19 protein-coding genes are annotated in these 17,134 nt (G+C 55.3%); 8 read left to right on the forward strand and 11 right to left on the reverse strand.

Annotated features, from left to right (window positions below):
• Positions 1 to 416 precede the first annotated feature (416 nt).
• From IEY11_RS09120 to gpr, 7 genes are all read right to left on the reverse strand, one after another.
• Entirely contained in the window at positions 417 to 833 is a 417-nt protein-coding gene (locus tag IEY11_RS09120) for a hypothetical protein (protein ID WP_188886349.1), read from the reverse strand.
• A gap of 207 nt (positions 834 to 1,040) precedes the next feature.
• Positions 1,041 to 1,376 (reverse strand): arsenate reductase family protein, encoded by a 336-nt coding sequence (locus IEY11_RS09125; RefSeq protein ID WP_110436962.1) that lies wholly within the window; start codon positions 1,374 to 1,376, stop codon positions 1,041 to 1,043.
• A 167-nt stretch (positions 1,377 to 1,543) separates the two neighbouring features.
• Entirely contained in the window at positions 1,544 to 2,374 is an 831-nt protein-coding gene (locus IEY11_RS09130) for a hypothetical protein (protein ID WP_188886350.1), read from the reverse strand.
• Positions 2,367 to 2,993 (reverse strand): Ger(x)C family spore germination protein, encoded by a 627-nt coding sequence (locus tag IEY11_RS09135; RefSeq protein ID WP_118358715.1) that lies wholly within the window; start codon positions 2,991 to 2,993, stop codon positions 2,367 to 2,369. The genes IEY11_RS09130 and IEY11_RS09135 overlap by 8 nt, the downstream gene beginning before the upstream one ends.
• Entirely contained in the window at positions 2,990 to 4,438 is a 1,449-nt protein-coding gene (locus IEY11_RS09140; RefSeq protein ID WP_188886351.1) for a spore germination protein, read from the reverse strand. The genes IEY11_RS09135 and IEY11_RS09140 overlap by 4 nt, the downstream gene beginning before the upstream one ends.
• A gap of 89 nt (positions 4,439 to 4,527) precedes the next feature.
• Positions 4,528 to 5,595, reverse strand: a complete 1,068-nt coding sequence (gene spoIIP, locus IEY11_RS09145) for a stage II sporulation protein P (RefSeq protein ID WP_188886352.1) — start codon at positions 5,593 to 5,595, stop codon at positions 4,528 to 4,530.
• Positions 5,596 to 5,666: 71 nt separating this feature from the next.
• Positions 5,667 to 6,551: a GPR endopeptidase gene (gene gpr / locus IEY11_RS09150; RefSeq protein ID WP_188886353.1), complete on the reverse strand. Its 885-nt coding sequence runs from the start codon at positions 6,549 to 6,551 to the stop codon at positions 5,667 to 5,669.
• Positions 6,552 to 6,690: 139 nt separating this feature from the next.
• On the opposite strand from gpr, the gene rpsT reads away from it, so the two are divergent.
• The 5 genes from rpsT (at position 6,691) to IEY11_RS09175 (ending at position 9,565) form a co-directional block, all read left to right on the forward strand.
• Complete coding sequence (rpsT, locus tag IEY11_RS09155; RefSeq protein ID WP_110436956.1) at positions 6,691 to 6,954, forward strand: 30S ribosomal protein S20; 264 nt, start codon at positions 6,691 to 6,693, stop codon at positions 6,952 to 6,954.
• Between the two features lie 164 nt (positions 6,955 to 7,118).
• Positions 7,119 to 7,352, forward strand: coding sequence for a hypothetical protein (locus IEY11_RS09160; RefSeq protein WP_188886354.1), 234 nt, complete (start codon positions 7,119 to 7,121; stop codon positions 7,350 to 7,352).
• A complete protein-coding gene (locus tag IEY11_RS09165; protein ID WP_118358725.1) occupies positions 7,352 to 7,636 on the forward strand; it encodes an autorepressor SdpR family transcription factor in 285 nt (94 codons plus the stop codon). Before IEY11_RS09160 ends, IEY11_RS09165 begins: the two co-directional genes overlap by 1 nt.
• Positions 7,620 to 8,267 carry an SdpI family protein gene (locus tag IEY11_RS09170; RefSeq protein ID WP_188886355.1) on the forward strand — a complete coding sequence of 216 codons (648 nt, stop codon included), beginning with the start codon at positions 7,620 to 7,622 and terminating at the stop codon, positions 8,265 to 8,267. Before IEY11_RS09165 ends, IEY11_RS09170 begins: the two co-directional genes overlap by 17 nt.
• 206 nt (positions 8,268 to 8,473) lie before the next feature.
• Complete coding sequence (locus IEY11_RS09175; protein WP_188886356.1) at positions 8,474 to 9,565, forward strand: S-layer homology domain-containing protein; 1,092 nt, start codon at positions 8,474 to 8,476, stop codon at positions 9,563 to 9,565.
• A gap of 183 nt (positions 9,566 to 9,748) precedes the next feature.
• Here the strand turns inward: IEY11_RS09175 and cysK are convergent, their stop codons facing one another.
• Both cysK and ung read right to left on the reverse strand, forming a co-directional pair.
• Positions 9,749 to 10,681 carry a cysteine synthase A gene (gene cysK, locus IEY11_RS09180; protein ID WP_110436951.1) on the reverse strand — a complete coding sequence of 311 codons (933 nt, stop codon included), beginning with the start codon at positions 10,679 to 10,681 and terminating at the stop codon, positions 9,749 to 9,751.
• 249 nt (positions 10,682 to 10,930) lie between these two features.
• Positions 10,931 to 11,602: a uracil-DNA glycosylase gene (ung, locus tag IEY11_RS09185; RefSeq protein ID WP_110436950.1), complete on the reverse strand. Its 672-nt coding sequence runs from the start codon at positions 11,600 to 11,602 to the stop codon at positions 10,931 to 10,933.
• A gap of 992 nt (positions 11,603 to 12,594) precedes the next feature.
• Here ung and htpG point away from each other — a divergent pair.
• Both htpG and IEY11_RS09195 read left to right on the forward strand, forming a co-directional pair.
• Positions 12,595 to 14,505: a molecular chaperone HtpG gene (gene htpG / locus IEY11_RS09190; protein WP_188886357.1), complete on the forward strand. Its 1,911-nt coding sequence runs from the start codon at positions 12,595 to 12,597 to the stop codon at positions 14,503 to 14,505.
• Between the two features lie 140 nt (positions 14,506 to 14,645).
• Positions 14,646 to 15,554: a diacylglycerol/lipid kinase family protein gene (locus IEY11_RS09195; RefSeq protein ID WP_118358733.1), complete on the forward strand. Its 909-nt coding sequence runs from the start codon at positions 14,646 to 14,648 to the stop codon at positions 15,552 to 15,554.
• 308 nt (positions 15,555 to 15,862) lie between these two features.
• Here the strand turns inward: IEY11_RS09195 and IEY11_RS09200 are convergent, their stop codons facing one another.
• Both IEY11_RS09200 and IEY11_RS09205 read right to left on the reverse strand, forming a co-directional pair.
• Entirely contained in the window at positions 15,863 to 16,447 is a 585-nt protein-coding gene (locus IEY11_RS09200; protein ID WP_188886358.1) for a dipicolinate synthase subunit B, read from the reverse strand.
• Entirely contained in the window at positions 16,444 to 16,950 is a 507-nt protein-coding gene (locus IEY11_RS09205; protein ID WP_194461868.1) for an NAD(P)-dependent oxidoreductase, read from the reverse strand. Before IEY11_RS09205 ends, IEY11_RS09200 begins: the two co-directional genes overlap by 4 nt.
• A 46-nt stretch (positions 16,951 to 16,996) precedes the next feature.
• Between IEY11_RS09205 and IEY11_RS09210 the strand changes: the two genes are divergently transcribed.
• A complete protein-coding gene (locus tag IEY11_RS09210; protein WP_158574565.1) occupies positions 16,997 to 17,134 on the forward strand; it encodes a hypothetical protein in 138 nt (45 codons plus the stop codon).

A 17,134-nucleotide genomic window follows, 5' to 3' on the forward strand; every position in this document is an offset into this window, starting at 1 on the left:
TGCCGGCGGCGACGCTGTTACCGGTGCGGCTACCGTTATCCTCGCCATGGGCGCAGGCAAGCGCGCTGCGGCTGCGATGGACGAGTACATCAAGAATAAGAACAAGTAATTTCTGCTTGCTTATGTGAAAAAGAACCTGTCTTACGACAGGTTCTTTGAGACTGTCGAAAAACTTCGTTTTTCGAGCAAGCCTCTCGCTCGAAACCACGCTTTCGAGCGAATACTGAAGAAAAACCGCGCCCTGCGGGCACATTTTTTCTTCCCTTGTATAAAAAGTCAGGTACACGCCCCGACTTTTTATGAATTTGCTCCGCAAATTCTATTTTATGCGTGCTGCCGCACGAAGCGTAAAAATTAAAATAATACTTTTTTGACAGACTGACGCCCGCTCAAAAATGAGCGGGCGTTTATTGTTTTTACCGGTTCTCGTTGCCTTTTTGGCACATGGCAGTGAAAATCACGCCTGCACCGGAGACAACCCCTACGGTTATCCACAGTTTGGATGAACCGCCGGACAGGTGCTCCTTGAAGCTGTCAGTCGTTGGAATATCGTTCTCTGCAATATCTGTAGCCGAAGCCTCGTTATCCCAGGTTTCACCGGCCGGAATCGGTCCATCAGGAATGTCGATAATGATCGGCTCGTAGGAAACCTCCGGAACATCGGAATCCGGACGGTTTACAGATAAATCGGTCTCATCGTTTGAGATCTCTGAAACGAAAGCAGCGTCCGTCTCCGGAGAATCTTCTGCTGCAAAAGCGCTGATGCCGAGCATATTCAGACTCAGGCTGGCGGTAGTCAGCAGAACAAGAAAACGCTTGCCTTTTCTCTTCATGAGCTCTCCCTCACTTTCGCATGAAATCAGAAGCATAAATCAATGCCGCTTCTTATTATCGAACATAGTTTATCAAACAGCAGATACAGAAAGAGGGTATATTTTGCGAGATGACAGCATTTTCCTAAAAATATTTTATACAAGGCGCTAAAGCGGACAACGGACACGGAAAAAGCCGTTCTGAGGCACAGAACGGCTTTGGAGAAGTTATTCCCACTGCTCCCAAACATCGGGCTGGTAGCCGACAGTTGCCTGACGGCCGTTGCGGACAATTGGCGTTTTCATCAGCGTGCCGTCCTCGAGCAGCTTTTCCTTCTTGTCCTCGTCGTAGGCGAGGTAGGCAAGCGACGCATAACTCTTGCTTTTCTGGTCAAGCAGGTTGTCCAGTCCGCCGACAGCCTTCAGCACGCTGTCCAGTTCACCCTTGGACATGCCCTTTTGCGCAAGGTCGATCATCTGGAATTTAATGCCGCGCTCCTTGAACCATCGCTGCGCTTTTTTGGTATCAAAACACTTGTTTTTGCCGAAAATCTGAATATTCATGCCGTAATCTCCTTTGCTCTGCTGTTTGCATTATAGCAGAACTGGGAGAGGAAAACAAGGGCAATACCGCATAATTGAACAAGAGCGATTTGCGCAAAGTGCCGCGGCAGCGCGACCGGAGCCTACGCAAGGAACCGCAGCTTTAATTGTGCGGTGTTGCCCAAATGCTATTGCGGTCGGCGCAGGTGCAAAACGCCGCAGGTGCGTGTGAACGGATACAGCAGCACGCAGACAAGTGCGGCGCATCGGCCAATCTCACACAGGAGGAGAGGCACTGCGAAGAATACCTCGCCGTGTCGGGCAAAATTGCCGATGGCAGCCAGTCCGGCGGCGGTAAACGCCGGATAGGGGAGCAGGGCAGCGGTGTTAGCTCCAAGCAGCAGCACTGTGCGCAGCAGCAGGAGTGCGAGCAATGCACCGCCTGCGCTGAGTCCGCGCGACACGCTTGCGGACAGCCTGGTCTCCGGCAGAGAAAACGCCAGTACGACCGATGCCGGCAGCAGGGAGTACAGAATATGCCGGAATTGCGGCAGCAATGCCGCTGTTGGTGCGGAAAAGTTGGCAGGCATAAGCTGTGTGAATGTCAGCACGCCGGAGAGCAGGAGTACCGTACCGGCAAGCCACGCAATTGGCAGTGCCCACATGGCACAGCGGTTGAGCCCCATTGAGGCCGTGAGCAGGATGCAGACTGTCAGCAGCACAACTGTGCTGCCGCATGAGCGTCCGGTGAATACGGTCTTCTGCAGGAAAATGCTCATGCGTGCGATGGATGCCAGCAGCGGAAACAGCGAGATCAGGGCGAGCACCCATTGTGCAGGAGCCGAATGCCGAACACGGTCGGACAGCCTTGCTGCTCCGATACCGATCAGTGCACAAACCGTACACGCGAGTGCAGCGGCGTACACGCTCTGCCCGTCGGCGGGAAGATACAGTAATTCGCTCATCGGCAGCAGGGCAAACAGCGCCGTACACCACCGCGGAAACAGCCGCTCACGCATAGGCGCCACCGCCGATCTCACCGTCTAAAAAGCAGTTCAGCCGTTCGTTTTTGAACACTGCCGTGCCTGCCGGTGCCGTCTGTCCGAACGCATCCACGCGCAAGGCCGGAAGAATGGCCGTGCCGTCTGCGTGCAGCACATCGGTGACGCGGTACAGCGGCATATCCGGCAGAATACCGTCCTGCGCGGAGCGGTCAAGCAGCTCGCTGAGCGCGTACACCTCGTTGTCGTTCTCCAGCAGCTCGGCGGCAGAGCCGTCCCGCACGACGGCTGCCCGCAGGCTGAGCCGCACATCGTTTTCACGGCAAAGATAGTCCGCCAGCGGAAGAATGCTCTCGGAAACCGCATCCTCGCTTAAAAGCAGCACCTGTGCATGGCTCAAATACAGGTCGCCCGGCAGGATACTGCGCAGGTTGCGCAGTGCGTCCGTCACATCGGTTCCGGTGGCAGACAGGTAAGCCGGTGCGGCGGTGTCGTCCGGCGAGTCCTGCCGCACAACCTCGGCGGTCAGGCAGTACACACCGTTTTTGCAGTCGAGCGCAAGTGCGGATACCGGTGAAACCTCTCTCGCACAGCCGCACAGCAACAGCAGCAGCGGCAGGAATCTGAGCAGCTTCACGGGCGTTCCTCCTTCGACGGGCGTTTGACGGCAAAGCGGTCGCAGCGCATGAAAAACCATGGATAGCGAAGCCAGGTGTCCTCGTGCTCGGCAGAGATGCGCGGTACCAGATTGAGCAGATACGGTACCGAGCACGAGTGCATGCGGCACAGTGCTGCGAGTGTTAATCCGAGTGCAAGACCAACGCCGTACAGTCCCCAGGAGGCTGCAGCAGCGAGCAGCACGAAGCGAAGCCACAGGGCAGCAGTCTGCAGCTTGGGCACCATCAGACCGGTGACACCCGCGATAGCGACTACGATAACGGTCGGTGCGGCGGCAAATCGCGCGGAAACTGCCGCGTCACCGAGCACCAGACCGCCGACAATGCTCATCGTCTGTCCCATGGCACCGGGCGTTCGCGCTCCGGCTTCCTTGAGTGCCTCGAGCACGAACAGCATGAGCAAAATCTCCCAGCCGATGGGTAAGGGAACGCCGCGCTGTGCGGCGGAGACGGCAAACAGCAGCCGCGCGGGCACGAGTTCACGGTGATAAAGCATGAGCGCGGCATAGACCGCCGGAAACGTGATCGTGAATACAAATCCGATGACACGCAGAATGCGCGAAAGATTCGCCTGCAGAAAGCTGATATAGTAGTCGTCGTTGGACTGAAAGCACTCCTGAAACAGAAACGGCGCTGTGAGCGCTACCGGACTGCCGTCCACGACAAGGACACACCGACCCTCCAGCATACGGGAAGCGGCAACGTCCGGCCGTTCGGTTGTGCCGAGCGTCGGAAACGGCGACCAGCGGTGGTCGCGGATGCGCTCGGCAAGATAGTTGGAGTCGAGCACACTGTCGATATCGAGCGCGGTCAGACGCGTTTCCAGACGCTCAACCAGACCGTTTTCACACAGTCCGGCGATATAGCACAGGCACACATTGGTGTTCGTGCGGCTGCCGACGCGCATAAACCGGAATTTCAGCCGAGGGTCGTTTACGCGGCGGCGGATGAGCGCCAGATTGGGCATAAAGCACTCGGTGAAGCCCTCCCGCGGGCCGGAAAGGACGCGCTCGTTTTCCGGTTCGGCGGTGCTGCGCTTGTCGAAGCCCTTGGTGTTGACGAGAACCGGACGTGCATCGCCGTCGGTCAGTACAATGGCGTCGCCGTAGAGAAAGGCGGCAAATACCTTGTTCATATCGGTTTCCACGCGGCATTCGTCGGCCTGGAGCACAGCGGCGGCGAGTATATCGGCGGAAAGCCGCGGCTGCTCACAGCGCAGGATCGGCCGCACAAGGCTCTGGTTGATGGCAAGGGAATTTACCATGCCGTCAAAGAAAAACAGCGCACAGCGCAGTCCGTTTTGACCGATGGCACGCCGTATGATAAGCGTATCGTCGTTCCGGAACAGCTCCTGCATCATGCGGATGTTTCGTTCCAGATCGGCGGTAAATGTGATCGTTTCCATAGTTTCACCCCAAGTTAGGGTGCGCACTATGATAAAAATTATTCGGAAAGTTATCTTGTAGGGCGGGGTGACCTCATTCCGCCCTGCGGTCAAGTGGTCAATTCGGCCGAAAGAACCTCGCCAAATAATCTGATTCCTTTCAGCGCTTCTGTCATCGTATTGCCCGACGAACCTACCTCCACCAGAAACGCGCTGTGCGTTGCATGCTGATTAAAACGCTGGGTCCGCAGATTAAGCGGACGCATGAGCGTCGGATAGGTGCGGTTGAGCCGGTACTGCAGCGATGCTGCACGATTCAGGTTCTCCTGCCAGTCCGGGTGATACAGGCCGCCGTCATCTGTGCCGACTACAAGCATAAGCTGTGCGGTTTCCTCGCCGTTTATCGTGCATGAGGTCTTGTAGGCGCGGCCATCATCGGTCAGGATCGAGTCGCGGTGCACATCAATGACGGTTGTGATGGATGGATATTCTGCCAGCGTGTCCTCAACCACGGCAAGCGAGCGGTCATACGCGCCAGTGTACACGGGCGAATCGAAAATTTCGCGGATATGTACGGCCTCAATGCCGTTGTTCTCGAGGACCTTCTGCAGCTCGTCACCGACGCGCACTACATTATAATTGGTATCGGTCGTGCGCTCGGTCTCGGTCGGTGTATACGGAAAAGCGGCATCCGGCGTGTAGCTTTCGCTGCCGTGTGTGTGATAGATAAGCACCTGCGGCCCGTCACCGCCTGCGGAAAGATGCTCGTCTGCGGCGAGACAGTCTGCCGCATCCACGTCATACGAGGTCTCGTTGTTGATGGAGACCGTGGCGGCCTTGTCAGCGGCCGACAGCACCGGATTGTTGTTCTCGGTGTCGGACGAGGGCACATAGGTGCTCTCCGCAAGCGGATTCTCCGCCTGCTCATCCCGTGCTGCGGCAGCCGTGCGCGGCGTGTACACCTCGGCGGTATCATCTGGCGAAACGCCGAATTCGAGCGCCATTGCGCGGGTGACAAAGCCGCTGTTGTGCGCCAGACCGGTCAGTGCCTTTTGCGCGATCGGCTCGCCGCCTGCCCGGGAAAAAATCAGCAGCGACAGTGCCAGACAGAGGGTGATGACGGCAGGCAGGCGGATGCCGCCTCTCGATCGGAATTTCTGATGTTTACGCCGCTTCATTGCGCCATCCTCCTTGCTGTTTCATGCTATCTATCATACGCCGTACAGCGTGCGAGTATGCCCGAAACCTGTCACGAGAGGTACAGGTCGATATCGGCAACACTGAGGTGCGGATGCAGCGCCATGTTGACCGCATAGCCGATCATGCGGGAGATGTCAGCGACCTCGCGGTCAATGTCGCGTGTGGTGATCATCACCGGCTGAGAGAGGTCGTCCAGCGCTTCACAATTAGGCTGCCCAAGCTGGCTGCTGATCTCATGTGCGAGCGTTGCGCCGTCCACCACGGTCGGCACACCAACGGCGATAACCGGCACGCCGAGTGTTTCCTCGTTGAGCGCCGCACGGGCGTTTCCCACGCCGGCCCCCGGCGTAATGCCGGTATCTGCCAGCTGCACCGTACGCAGCAGCCGCGACAGCCGACCGGCGGCAAGCGCATCCACGGCGATGACAGCGGCAGGGCGCACGCGATCGAGCACACCGCAGATGACCTCGCCGGTCTCGACGCCGGTCTGTCCGAGCACACCCGGAGCCAGTGCGGAAACGGGCCGCCAGTCCGCGAAAATATCGGGCGACTGCGCGACCAGATGCCGCGTGGCAATGACATGATCGGCGGTCTGCGGACCGATGGCATCGGGGGTTATCATACGGTTGCCCAGTCCGGCGATGAGCACCGGACCGTCATTCGGATGCGGCAGCAGCTCGCGCAGCAGCGTGCTGAGCGCCTTGCAGGCACGCGGAAACGCATCCTCCTCACGGCGGATGAGTGCATCCAGTTCAAGCGTGAGATAGCGTCCCTGCGGCTTGCCGATCTCGCGGGCGGCATCCTCTGAGAGAATGCGTACTTCGTGTATGGCGAAGCCCTCAAGCATGCGGTCGGACTGCCGGACATGCGGCAGGGCAGCGGCTGACTTATGGTTTTCAATCGCCTCCACGGCCAGATCGGTGCGGAAAGCCATGCACAATCCCTCCTTATAAGGATAGTTTTTTCGAGGGAAAAGTTTTTATGCAGAAAATGAAAAAAACACTTGCTTTTTTTGTGAGAAGATGATAGAATAATATCACTGTTGAATAGAAAACGAAGGAGGTGTTTTCAGAATGCCCAATATTAAGTCTGCAAAGAAGCGCGTTAAGGTTAACTCCGTAAAGGCGCTGAACAACCAGATGGCTAAGAGCGAGCTCAAGACCACTCTGAAGAAGTTTGATGCTGCGATTGCTGGCGGCGATAAGGCTGAAGCAACTGCTGCTTACACGACCGCTGTCAAGGCTGTCGATCAGGCGGCTGCCAAGCACCTCCTGCACAAGAACAATGCGTCCAACAAGAAGAGCAAGATGACTACCAAGCTCAACGGCATGGCGTAAGTTCTGGTATAGAACATCGAAACCGCAAGTTAAACTTGCGGTTTTTCTTTTTACATCATTTAGATATTTATCGAAATGTGTTGACAAACGCAGAAGATGTGGTATACTGAAAACAATTAGATGGCCATCTAATTAACAGGATAGCGAGAAGGACGGTGAATGGAATGGACATTACCATTCTGATTTGCGCGATTGCGCTGATTTTAGCGGCAATACTGGTAATCTTGCAGGCGAAAGCACTTGCGAAGTACGATTTGATTTGCAAATCCTGCGGCACGAAACAGAATCTGCCGTGGAAGCGGCTGGTTTTCCGCACGCATGTGGGAAACGACTGGCAGCTGGATTGTCCGGCCTGCGGACGCAAAACATGGTTTACCGCACGAAAGAGGGGACAGTAATGGGGTTTCAGCAGAGCTTTAAGGCGCTCAGCGATCCGGTGCGGCGCGAAATTCTGTCGCTGCTGCGGCGCGGACCGATGGCGGCGGGCGATATTGCGGCGCACTTCGAGGTGTCGGGCGCAACCATTTCACATCACCTGTCCGTCCTGCGGGATGCGGGTCTGGTGCTGGATGACAAGCAGGGCAAGTACATTTATTATGAGTTGAATATGTCGGTCGTGGATGAGATTCTCGAATGGATCAGCGCCTTGAAAGGAGATGGCAGGAATGAAAAAAATCAGTAGACTGCAGGTGACGGCGTGGGTGCTGTCGCTGCTGCCGGCGGCAATGACAGCGGCGTTTTACAGCAGGCTGCCCGCAGAAATTCCCATGCAGTGGGATCTTGTCGGCCATGTGAGTTATGAAACCAGATGGCATTTGTGGATCGTGGCCGGGATGGCACCGCTGTTTGCGGTTCTGTTTTACTTTCTGCCGCGGTTTGACCCGAAAAGCAAGAACTACGACAAATTTTCCGATGCCTATATCGGGTTTCAGATCATGATCGACCTGTTCCTGACCGCAATGTGCGGCATCTGTATTGCGGAAGCACTGCGTCCGGGTACGGTCGATGTGCCGACAGTCGTATGTCTGCTCGTCAGCCTGCTGGTGATGTGCCTCGGCAACATTATGCCGAAGTTTCGCATGAACTGGTACTGCGGACTCAAAACGCCATGGACGCTGTCGAGCGAAACTGTCTGGACGAAAACGCATCGTGCTGCAGGCCGCATGATGTTTGCGGCGGGTATTATTGGTGCGGCAGGTTCGTTCGTTCCGAACGAGATTGCAAAGTTTGTGCTGGTGCTTGCGCCAACGGCGGCGGCAACGATTATCCCGACTGTGCTGAGCTGGCGATGGTACCGCGCAGAACAGCAGTGATAGACGAAAAATGGACTTTGAAAGCGCGGTTTGCTGGAAAACCGCGCTTTTCTTGTATAAAAAGGTTAAAATTACAGAATGGTTACAACAAATTTAGTCATATTTTAACTTGTCAAGTGGGGAACAGTGTGCTACAATTTTGAAGTAAGTTTACATAGGTGGGGAATACACCCTATCTATCATAACCACTGGGCAAGGAGAATATTATGAAAAGAACGCGAAAGCTGGTGACCGTTGCGGTGCTGGCGGTTGTGGTGGTCGTAAGCGCGATCACAGCAGCCTATGCACTGAGCGCGAACACCACGGAGACGTATGCGTATCTTCCTGAACACTCGGTTTACTTTTATGATACAGCAGGAGAGTACGCGTGGGCTTCCCGCGAGGTTGATACGCTTGCCGTTGCAGGCGTAATCAAGGGCAGCGGAACCCATCTGTTTTATCCGGGCAACGCTATTACCCGAGCGGACTTCATCGTTATGCTCGACCGCGCCTATGGCATGAGTGAAGCGCTCGACAACGGTCAGGTTAATTCAAACGGCTCATTTGTCGATGTGCCGAGCAGCGCCTATTACAGCAAGGCGGTTATCGCGGCAAAAGCCTTCGGCATAGCGGCGGGCACCAAGACCGGTGCGTTTCAGCCGCAGCAGAGTATGACCCGTCAGGACGCAATGGTGTTCCTCAAACGCACGATTGACCGCACGGCGCTCAAGCTGGGCACCGGTTCGGTGAGCAGCTTCTCGGATGCGAGCAGGATTTCCAATTACGCGAAGCCTTCGGTCAGCGCACTGGTCGGTGCTAAGGTGATCGGCGGCTCGAAAGGGAAAATCAATCCGCTTTCCAAGGTAACGCGTGCGGAGATGGCGGTGATGCTCTATCGGGCAACGCATTTGACCGTGCAGAGCAGCGGCGCTGTGTATCAGAGCCGCGGCGATCTGGTCAACCTGTGTATCGGTACGCAGAATTACTGCGATGTTGTGATCGAGAACTATGATCCTTCGGTGACGTATACCGGTCTGATGGAGTATACGGATTTCCGACGAGTCGGCGGCGTTAGCTACGTTTCGCTGAGCGGCAAACGCGCGATCGACCGCACGGTAACGTACACGAACGGCGTGTTCACCTTTGCAGACGGTGAGGGTACAGTGAGCATCCCGGCGGCTGCAGATTGCGTAGCTATCGACGTCAGCCAGCCATACCATCAGCTGAATGCGCCGACAAGCACCGGCAGTACCTACCGATATTGCTATCCCTCCATCGAGGATGGTGCGGTTACTGCGATTTATTATTCCAAGGTATAACGAAACCACCCTGCTTTCGCAGGGTGGTTTTTCGTTGTTAAATGCGTGGGCGGAAACTGGAGAAACGTTACGTTCATTCTCCATTTCAATTAAAAAGACACCTCCGCTGTGCGGAGGTGTCTTTTTTATACATTTGGAGATAAATGGATTTTTGGAGAGAATTGCAGGATTTGAGAATTAAAATTACTCAGAAACCAGCGGGGTGGACAGATAACGGTCGCCGGTATCAGGCAGCAGAGCTACGATAACCTTGCCGGCGTTCTCCGGACGCTTGGACAGTTCAACAGCAGCCCACAGAGCAGCACCGGAGGAAATACCTACGAACAGACCCTCGCTGTGAGCGAACTGGCGAGAGGTTTCAAATGCATCCTCGTTTGCTACACGAATAACTTCGTCGTAAACCTTGGTGTCGAGTACATCCGGAACGAAGCCGGCGCCGATACCCTGAATCTTATGCGGGCCGCCCTTGCCGGTGGACAGTACCGGGGAGGTATCCGGCTCAACAGCTACTACCTTGACATTCGGGTCCTGATCCTTCAGGTACTTGCCGGTGCCGGTTACGGTGCCGCCGGTGCCTACGCCTGCAACGAAGATGTCAACCTTGTGACCGGACTGCTCCCAGATCTCGGGGCCGGTGGTTGCGTAGTGTGCAGCCGGGTTTGCCGGGTTTACGAATTGACCGGGGATGAAGCTGTTCGGGGTCTCCTTAGCCAACTCGTTTGCCTTTGCAATCGCACCGGACATGCCCTTCGTGCCTTCGGTCAGAACCAGCTCAGCGCCGTATGCCTTCAGCATGTTGCGGCGTTCAACGCTCATGGTTTCCGGCATGGTGAGGATGATGCGGTAGCCGCGGGAAGCTGCAACTGCTGCCAGACCGATACCAGTGTTGCCGGAGGTCGGCTCGATAATGGTTGCGCCCGGCTTGAGCGCGCCGGACTTCTCAGCCTCGTTGATCATAGCGTTTGCGATACGATCCTTAACGGAACCGGCCGGATTAAAGTACTCCAGCTTTGCGAGAACCTGTGCGTTAGCGCCAGCCTTAGCTGCAAACTTTTCAGCCGCGTACAGCGGGGTATTGCCGATCAGGTCGGAGAAGCTCTTTTTAATATCAGACATGGGATAAACCGCCTTTCAAAATTAAGAAAAATTAGAATGTAATGTTAATAAGGAATGATGGGAAAACTCAGTCGATGCAACATCGACACATTCGCCGGATCATCATAGAGATCACTCTCCTTAATTCACTTTAATCATATGTGTTTTGTATGAATTAAATATACAACCGAAACTCCTGTTTGTCAATAGGAATTTTGAAAAAAGTCAAAAAAACTTCCGCACCCGGAAAATGGTGCGGAAGCTCACGATTTAATGGTTGAGATCCCAGTCGATGGGGTCGATGCCGTGCGCTTCGAGAAACGCATTGCATTTGGAGAAGTGCTTGCAGCCGAAAAAGCCGTTGTACGCCGACAGAGGAGAGGGATGCACGCTTTCGAGCACGAGGTGCTGCGGTGCAGTGATGAGTTTCTTCTTGCTGCGGGCATTGCCGCCCCAGAGCAGAAAGACGATCGGCTGCTCATGCTCGTTCAGCTTTTCGATTATATGGTCGGTGAAGGTCGTCCAGCCGAGGTTTTTATGGCTGTTCGCCTGCCCGCGGCGTACGGTCAAAGTCGTGTTCAGCATGAGCACACCGCGCTCCGCCCACTTGGTGAGCGTGCCGTCCTTGGGAGGTACAATGCCGAGATCACTCTGCAGCTCCTTGAAGATGTTCTGCAGGCTCGGAGGCGGCTGAACACCCGGCTGAACCGAGAAGCAAAGTCCGTGCGCCTGTCCGGGACCGTGATACGGGTCCTGCCCGAGAATGACGGCCTTGACCTTGGAATACGGCGTGTACCGCAGAGCGTTAAAGATGTTCTCTGCCGCCGGATAGATGGTCTGCTCGGCGTATTCCTTTTTCAGCCAGTAGCGAATGCGCTTGTAATAATCCTGCTCAAACTCACCGGCAAGGATCTCGTCCCAATCGTTGCCAAGATGTACCATGCTATCACTCCAAAATTGTTTTCTTACCTTTAGTATAGCATAGGAAAGGGGGTGTGTCAAAATTGAGAATGGATAGGGAGCGTCCTATCGCGCAGACAGTTCGTCCTATCCGGGCTGCACCGGTCGCAGACACAGGTTTTCCGGTGTGCCCGAACTGCGAAGGTGGTTCGCCATTGCCGGGCGAGGATTCCGCCGCTGCGGCGGTGAGGAACGTGCGGCGTCCGCCGCGGGGACAAAAAGGAAGGGACACCCATGGTTTCCCTTCCTCTTTGAACTCCTACCTTTCCTTTGCTTGATAGTACGGCGGTAATGGTAGAGAGGAGACCGCTCCGAAAAGGAGTACGGCAGTCGGGTTACCGTTCCGTAGGGGCGCGCATTGCGCGTCCATTCCTCTACCTATTCGCAGTGCCAGATACCGTACTGCTACACAGGCGGCTTACTCCACGCAGGCGCGGCATACCCGTGCCGCGCAAATTTTTTGCTTGTGCAGATTATCCAAATCCTACGGATATAGGCGATATGCACCCGTAATCGTGTTGCGCGGCACTGTTGTGCCGCGCCTGCGTAGACCCAAATTGGATGTAGCAGTACGGTATCCGACACTACGAATAGGCGGATACAACGCGGAACGAAAAATCCTCTGCCGCACTCTTTTTTTCGCAGCGGTCTCCTTCTACCGTTACCGCCGTGCCCTCTAAGGGAAAAGGGGAGATTCACAAGAGGGTGGAAAACCGCAGGTTGTCTACCCTCTTGTGCGCCTGCCGCGCGCAGCGGCACTCCCCGCCGTGGTTCACGGAAAAATTCTCCGCCCGAATAGGGTGAACCGCCTGCACGGTTCGGGCATATCCAATTCTCAATTTCGATTTTGAACAAACCATGAATTTTACAAACCCTACTTGATTTTTTTGCGCAATAGGCTTATTATATCAATGTTGGCACTCGGTGATTGAGAGTGCTAATACCGAACAACAAACACAGAGGTGTATGTAATCATGGCAACCAAGCAGTTTAAGGCAGAATCCAAGCGCCTGCTCGATTTGATGATCAACTCTATTTATACGCACAAGGAGATTTTCCTGCGTGAGCTGATCTCCAACGCATCCGACGCAACGGATAAGCTCTACTATAATGCAATGAAGGAAGGCAAGACCGGCATCACCCGCGACAGTCTGCCGATCGAGCTGACGCTCGACAAGGCAAACCGTCGCTTTATCATCGAGGACCACGGCTGCGGCATGACTGCCGAGGAAATGGAGAACAACCTCGGTACGATCGCGCATTCCGGTTCGCTGGCGTTCAAGAACGAAAACGAAAAGCAGGACGACATCGACATCATCGGTCAGTTCGGCGTTGGCTTCTATGCGGCATTTATGGTCGCAAAGCATGTTGAGGTCGTATCCCGTGCGGCAGGCAGCGACGAGGCCAACCGCTGGGAGTCCGACGGTGCGGACGGCTACACGGTTGCACCGTGCGAAAAGGCAGAAAACGGCACGAAGATCGTGCTGACCATCAAGGACAATACGGAGAACGAGAATTACGATGAATTCCTCGAGCCGTACCGCATTCAGGGTCTGGTAAAGAAGTATTCCGATTACATTCGCTACCCGATCAAGATGGATATGACGCGCTCCCGCATGAAGGAGAAGCCGGCAGATGCAGGCGATGACTACAAGCCGGAGTGGGAGGAGTACACCGAGAATGAGACCCTCAATTCCATGGTTCCGATCTGGAAGAAGTCCAAGAAGGAGCTGAAGGACGAGGATTACAACAGCTTCTATACGCAGAAGTTCTACGATTATCAGCCGCCGCTGTGCCATATCCATTCCAGTGTGGAAGGCGCGGTAACGTATACGGCAATGCTGTTCATCCCGTCTCACGCGCCGATGGACTACTACACCAAGGATTATGAGAAGGGTCTGCAGCTGTACTCCAACGGCGTACTCATCATGGACAAATGCGCGGATCTGCTGCCCGATCATTTCAGCTTTGTACACGGCATGGTCGATACGGCAGATCTGTCGCTCAACATCTCCCGTGAGATGCTGCAGCACGACCGCCATTTGAAGGCCATTGCGCAGAGCCTTGAGAAGAAGATCAAGAGCGAGCTGCTCAAGATGCAGAAGGATAAGCGCGAGGATTATGAGAAGTTCTGGGCAGCATTCGGCCGTCAGATTAAGTACGGTGCTTATGTTGAGTACGGCGCGCACAAGGAGCTGCTGCAGGATCTGCTGATGTACCATTCCTCCACGGAGGACAAGCTGGTATCGCTTGCGGAGTACGCTTCCCGCATGAAGGAAGACCAGAAGTATATCTACTATGCTTGCGGCGAGACCATTGACAAGATCAAGCTGCTGCCGGTTATGGAAACGCTGTCCGACAAGGGCTACGAGGTGCTGTGTATGGATGACAGCATTGATGAGTTCTGCGTCAAGATGCTCGCTAAGTACAACGATAAGGAATTCAAGTCCATTGCGGATGCAGACCTTGGTCTGGACAGCGAGGACGAGAAGGAAGAGATCAAAAAGCTGAGTGAGGACAACAAGGATGTCCTCGAAGCACTTGGCAAGGCGCTCGAGGGCAAGGTTAAGAAGGTCGAGCTGACCAGCCGCCTCAAGAGCCATCCGTGCTGCCTGCGTGCCGAAGGCCCGGTAACGCTCGAGATGGAGAAGGTGCTCAACCAGCAGGCTGCTGTCAACGGCGGTCAGAGCGTACACGCCGAGCGTGTTCTGGAGCTGAATGCCGAGCACCCGATCTTTAAGAAGCTGTGTGCGCTGCAGGCGGGAGGCTCGGATAAGGTAAGCACCTATGCGGATATCCTGTATACGCAGGCGCTGCTCATCGAGGGTATGCCGGTGGATGATCCGGTGGCTTACGCAAATGCTGTTTGCAATTTGCTCTCCTGAGATATATAATAATATAGTTAGTATATAGATAGTATACTTGGGATAAAAGAGTGAATGATTGATGGATTGAGAATAGCGATGCGGCGCGGCTGCGTCGATACTACATTTTATTTATGAACAAAACCGGAAGGTGATGAAACATGAAGAGAATGCTGTGGATACTCAATCCGCATGCGGGACGCGGTGCAATGAGCGGAAAGATCATCGACTGTGTGACCGCATTTCAACAGGCAGGATATGATGTGACGATTTATATCACGCAGGGTGCGCAGGATGCAACGCGTGTTGCACGGGAGCGTGCGGGCGAATTCGACCGCATTGTGTGTGCAGGCGGTGACGGTACGCTGAACGAGGTGATTACCGGTCTTATGCAGGTGGAGAGCCGTCCGGTTCTCGGTTATGTGCCTGCCGGTACGACAAACGACTTCGCGTTCAGTCTGGGCATTTCCAAGGTGCCCGCTGAGGCGGCGGTTATTGCGGCAGGCGATACGCTGCAGGCGCTGGATATTGGCCGCTTCAACGATCGCTATTTTAACTATGTTGCGGCGTTCGGTGCGTTTACTGAGGTCTCCTATGAGACACCGCAGCAGACCAAGAACATTTTCGGGCGTGCTGCGTATATCATCGAGGGCATTAAGGCGCTGACCAACATCAAAACCTACCACATCCGCGTGAACAGCGCGGAAACGCAGATAGAGGACGATTTCATCTACGGTATGGTGACAAACACGGTGTCGGTCGGCGGCTTTAAGACCATCCGGCCGGATGGCGTGGCGCTGGATGACGGACTGTACGAGGTGCTGCTCATTTACCCGGTCGAGAATCCGATGGAGCTGCAGTGGCTGGCGAATGACCTGCTGACGCACAATGTCGAATCTAACCGCTTCGCGTACTTCCGCACGTCAAAAATCAGTTTTTCGTCCGATGACGAGGTGACGTGGACGCTGGACGGCGAGTTCGGCGGAGCATTGCACAATGTGCAGATTACCAACTGCAGCCGTGCGATCACATTTGCCACCGGCAAGGAGCCGGAAGGAAAAGAATCATAAGAAAAGTCCTGCAGAATGCTAGCTTAACCGTGATAAGGAACGAATGCAGCCGTATTACGGATAGCCGGCGGATTCAGGTGTGCAAGGACCACAGACGCAAAGACAACCGCCCATTTCCGAAAGAAATGGGCGGTTGATTTTTTGCTGTTTATCAAAAGTAAACTGATTCAATTTCATGGACGAGGTGGCAGTCTCCGTATCGGCAGAGCTCGGGATCGTAGAAAAAACGGCGTGACTTTCACGGTCACACCGTTCTTTGCGACACAATAATTACTTGTCACGATTCAGTGGCAGCTTTGCGGGATTTTTTATACGCTGGGTGCAAGCAGGATGGGCTGAAGCTGTCTGCCGTTCATGGCCGCGTCAATGGCGGCGGGAATCAGCGTCATGTCTGCGACAAGCGAGCGCGGCTTGTTGTACGGTGCATCCTGCCGCAGCGGTACGAAATAGTAATGCCGGCGATTCAGCAGCGTACCGAGATTTGCGGCGCTGCCGGACAGACCGTCGTTGGTGGAGACCGCCAGCACGACCGGACGTTCTCCGCGCAGATGGCTTTTGACCGCCATGGTCGCGGGCGTGTCCGTCAGACCGTGCGCCAGTCTGGCGAGTGTGTTGCCCGTGCACGGCGCAACGATCAGTATATCAAACAGCGCCTTCGGCCCAATCGGCTCGGCGGAAACAATGCTGTCGATAGGGGAGACGCCGGTGAGTGCGGTCAGCTCCTGACGCCAGTGCGCGGCTGTGCCAAAGCGGGTGTCGAGTGTGCCGGCGCTGTCGGACAGAATCGGCGTAACGGAATCGCCGCGCTCGATGAGTGCTTGTATAACCGGTATGACCTTGGCAAAGGTACAGAACGAACCGGTCAGTACAAAGCCGATGCGGAGTTTGCTCATAAAATACCCTCCTCGTGCAGAATCGTGTCCACGGTATCGAATACTGCGCGTGCAGCGCTGAGCGGTGCTACCTTGCCCGGCAGAGACAGCGCGTGCAGCACGCGGCAGCCATCCGGAAGCAGGGTATCGGCGGCAACACCGCCCGGCAGAGATGCAAGATCAATGATGAAGCAGGGCGGTTTCATGTCGGACAGTACCTCGGTTGTCAGGATCGGGGCGGGTACGGTGTTGAAAATCAGGTCAAAACCGGCAAGATGACCGGCGAGCCTGCGTGTATCCAGTGCGTGCAGTCCTGCGGCGGCGATGCGTGCAAAATCACGCGTACAGCGTGCGGAGACCGCAACCTGTGCATCGAGAGCATACAGCTTGCGTGCAAGAAGCATGCCGATCCGTCCGGCACCGATCACCAGACAGCGTGCATTTTGTAACGTGAACGCAGTCTGCTCCATCGCAAGCTGAAGTGCTCCCTCGCAGGTAGGGAAGGTGTTAGTGGTTTGGCGCATAAGCGGGTTTGCCTTCGCATAGACTGCAAGCGAAGGAGGGATAGCCATGAAACTGACCGAACAGGAGCAGGCCGCTGTTTCGCGCGGCATGATCGAGGGTCTGCTCCGCGCTTTGCGCACGGAAGGTATGCTGCCGCCCGAGCGGCTGGAGCTGGTGCTCGAGCTGTTGTGCGCAGGCCGCTGA

It is taken from the genome of Butyricicoccus faecihominis (assembly GCF_014648015.1).
Lineage (GTDB): Bacteria > Bacillota > Clostridia > Oscillospirales > Butyricicoccaceae > Agathobaculum > Agathobaculum butyriciproducens.